The sequence below is a fragment of the Vibrio genomosp. F10 str. 9ZD137 genome (genome assembly GCF_049974785.1).
Taxonomy (GTDB): Bacteria; Pseudomonadota; Gammaproteobacteria; order Enterobacterales; family Vibrionaceae; genus Vibrio.
In genome coordinates, this window is sequence record NZ_JBNGCJ010000864.1 from 1 (window position 1) to 3,188 (window position 3,188).

The following is a 3,188-nucleotide window of genomic DNA, read 5'->3' on the forward strand; positions in this document are numbered from 1 at the left end:
TATATCGGCTCTTTTATTCATTATGATATTTTGAGGTGGCCGCATGGCGACGAATTTTTATTATCAAATTACCCGCGTATTACATCGTAACCCAGATGGCTCTAAAGCCACTCAAGCTGAAAGAAAGAAGATACTTAAGCTAGCAGACAAACAATTAAAAGAGTTAAACGTTCGAAAATTAGAGTTACGGAACCTTGGCCGTAAGCATATCGAAAAGCTTGTACACCATTGGCAATCTCAAGGCTTAGCCGTTGGCACAATCAAAACCAGAATGACCCACTTACGATGGCTATCTGAGAAGATTGGCAAACCTGGACTCGTACCAAAAAGTAACCTTTCACTTGGCATAGAAAACCGCAAATATGTCACCAATCAAAATAAAGCACGTCACCTTTCTAACGCACAACTATCTAAACTCAACGACCTATACCTGGAAGCAAGTTTTCGGTTGCAAGTAGCTTTTGGCTTGCGTAGAGAGGAGAGCATGAAAATTCAAATTAACCTTGCCGACAGAGGTGATCACCTACACCTCGTGAAAACTAAAGGAGCAAGGCCGCGAGACATTCCAATAAGAAATGCGTACCAACGCGAATTACTTGATGAAGTGAAAAAATGGGTAGGAGAGGGTTCTTTGATCCCTAAGAACGCCAAATACGTTACTCAAATGAAGCGCTATGAGCGAGCATGTATCAAGATGGGGTTAGATCGAGCACACGGCTTAAGGCATGCGTATGCGCACCAGCGTTACTTTGATTTGACGGGCTTATATGCTCCTGCTGCGGGAGGACCGTCAACAAAAAGGTTAACAGGAGCGTACAAACAGCGTGACTATGAAGCCAGAATGATCATTAGTGAGGAACTAGGTCATGGCAGGGAAGAGGTGACCGCCGTTTACTTAGGTCGATAGATTTGCACCACTTAAATTCGCATTTAGAAGTGTTCGGAATCCGAACACTTCTAACTTGTTGTTGGACAAAAATGAGTTACCAATAACGTTCAATTGGCATCTTCTCAACAAACTGAATGAAATTATCTTTTGCAAAGCTCTCTAACTGCTCATTCCAAATTAAGCCGACATCCCATGAGCTATTTTTCCCTGACAGTTCCCAAAAAACGACATGCTCATTCGCAATATGCTTTACACTTGCAGGAACAATAGTGAAGCCCAAATTTGCTGATACTAGTGCCAACAATGTTTGAATATCATCGGCCTCCTGAACTATATTCAGTTTTTTCTCATGCTCCCCTAATAGCATGTTTATTTGTTGGCTTAGTCCCTTCCCTCGCTCAGGGTTAAGCTGTAAATAATCGATTGAATCTAACGAAAACCATAGTTTGTTTTTGTCTATGATTTGACTTCTATGCGTCGCAAGCACTAGGTGATCTGTACAGAGCTTTACGCCCTTCAGCGGAGCTACAGTTGGTAGTCGACTAAAACTGAGATGAAGATCCCCTAAAAGTAGAAATTCTGACTGCTTTTGAGATGGTATATCGTTAAGCGTAATATGGATCTCTGGGTAGTGTTTTTTAAACTTAGCTATGTAATCTGGAGCAAGGTGGTAGGAAGATATACCAAAACCTATATTCAGATTTCCTGCAATTCCCTTGGCGACTCGTTGAGTTAGAGATTTATAAGATTCAAAACTCGATACAATTCGTTGCGCTTCAGGTAAAAGAGCTACGCCTGCCGCAGTTAGACTGGCCCCTTGTCTTCCTCTCTCAAATAAAACCACTCCACAAAAAGCTTCAAGGCGCTGAATCTTCTTAGTTAAAGCTGACTGAGTGATGTGTAAGTGCTCTGAAGCTACTCGATAGTTACCATCTACCGCTAACTGGCAGAATGTGCGTAAATCGACAAAATCCATTCCATGCGCTCATTAATTATAGGAATTTTATTCATTATACGGAATCAAAAGAGTTTTTTAAAATGGTTGATATTCACCAAGTAAAAGGAATAATTATGAAAGATATCCGTGTTGCGACTGTCCAATTTAACCACCATGCGAACGACAAAAACTACAACTTATCGGTCATTCAAAGTTACGTAGAAAAGGCGGCTAAACAAGGGGTAAAAATCATCGCCTTCCCTGAAATGTGTGTGACTGGTTATTGGCATGTTTCGAAACTTAAAAAATCAGAGATCAATGATTTGTCCGAGTTCATTCCACAAGGGGAAACGTCTCAACGCTTGCTAAAAATGTCTGAACAATACCAACTCAGCATCGGCGCAGGTTTAATTGAAAAGGACGAGGACGGAAATCTCTATAATTCTTACGTAATGGCAATGCCTGATGGCCAGATAGCCAAACACAGAAAGCTGCATACGTTTGTCAGTGGACACATGAGAAGTGGCAATGAATACACTGTATTTGATACACCACATGGATGCCGTGTAGGAATCCTGATTTGCTGGGATAATAATTTAGTCGAGAATGTTCGAATAACAGCATTAAAAGGAGCAGATATATTAGTCGCGCCTCATCAAACAGGCGGAACGGACTCTCGAAGCCCTAATGCGATGGGGTTGATTGATCCCCAGCTTTGGCATAATCGTCACCAAGATCCAGATTCGATTCGTTCTGAAATGCAAGGCTCTAAAGGAAGAAAGTGGTTAATGCGTTGGCTACCCGCGCGTGCCCATGACAATGGCATGTTCCTAATCTTTAGTAACGGTGTTGGGGTTGATATGGATGAAGTTAGAACGGGGAATGCGATGGTGCTCAATCCCTATGGTGAAATTATCGCTGAAACTGACTGCATCGATAATGCTATGGTTATTGCCGATCTCAATGCGAAAGATCTAAACATGTGTACAGGCAAGCGCTGGATCAGAGGTCGTAGACCTAATCTCTATGCTCCCTTAACGATGGAAGGGAATGAATTGACGCCTTATCAAGCAAGGTTCTCGACGCAAAAATAGATGGCGTAACTTATTGAACATTCGCCAACGAATAATGCGTTGGCGATTACATTATTTCATAAATAGCCACTAACAAACTTTGGGGCAAAAGTGAGTTAGTTTGTTTTGTTACTTCTAGTTGAAGTTGGCTAAAAATACGCCTAATATTTTAACCAAGGAAAACTACTGTATAAGTCCACCTTTCGTCCACCCTTAATCCACCCAGAAAATGTAGGGACAACATAGGGAAGGGGAAAGTTGATTGATTTCAGTGTATTGCGCGATATTT

Annotated in this window: 3 protein-coding genes; 2 read left to right on the forward strand and 1 reads right to left on the reverse strand. The window is 41.6% G+C overall.

Annotated elements, in window-relative coordinates; translation table 11 throughout:
- Nucleotides 1-43 precede the first annotated feature (43 nt).
- Nucleotides 44-907: a phage integrase N-terminal domain-containing protein gene (locus ACP45E_RS19390; RefSeq protein ID WP_017034541.1), complete on the forward strand. Its 864-nt coding sequence runs from the start codon at nt 44-46 to the stop codon at nt 905-907.
- 76 nt (nt 908-983) lie between these two features.
- On the opposite strand, the gene ACP45E_RS19395 is transcribed toward ACP45E_RS19390, so the two are convergent.
- Entirely contained in the window at nt 984-1,865 is an 882-nt protein-coding gene (locus tag ACP45E_RS19395; protein ID WP_017037297.1) for a LysR family transcriptional regulator, read from the reverse strand.
- Between the two features lie 62 nt (nt 1,866-1,927).
- Here ACP45E_RS19395 and ACP45E_RS19400 point away from each other — a divergent pair, with 62 nt between their 5' ends.
- Nucleotides 1,928-2,920: a nitrilase family protein gene (locus tag ACP45E_RS19400; RefSeq protein ID WP_017037296.1), complete on the forward strand. Its 993-nt coding sequence runs from the start codon at nt 1,928-1,930 to the stop codon at nt 2,918-2,920.
- The last annotated feature ends 268 nt before the right edge of the window (nt 2,921-3,188 follow it).

What these genes read in the sequence shown, in the direction of transcription:
- ACP45E_RS19400 (WP_017037296.1), top strand. Translation starts at nt 1,928, where the DNA reads ATGGTTGATATTCACCAAGTAAAAGGAATAATTATGAAAGATATCCGT.
- ACP45E_RS19390 (WP_017034541.1), top strand. Translation starts at nt 44, where the DNA reads ATGGCGACGAATTTTTATTATCAAATTACCCGCGTATTACATCGTAAC.
- ACP45E_RS19395 (WP_017037297.1), bottom strand. Translation starts at nt 1,865, where the DNA reads ATGGATTTTGTCGATTTACGCACATTCTGCCAGTTAGCGGTAGATGGT.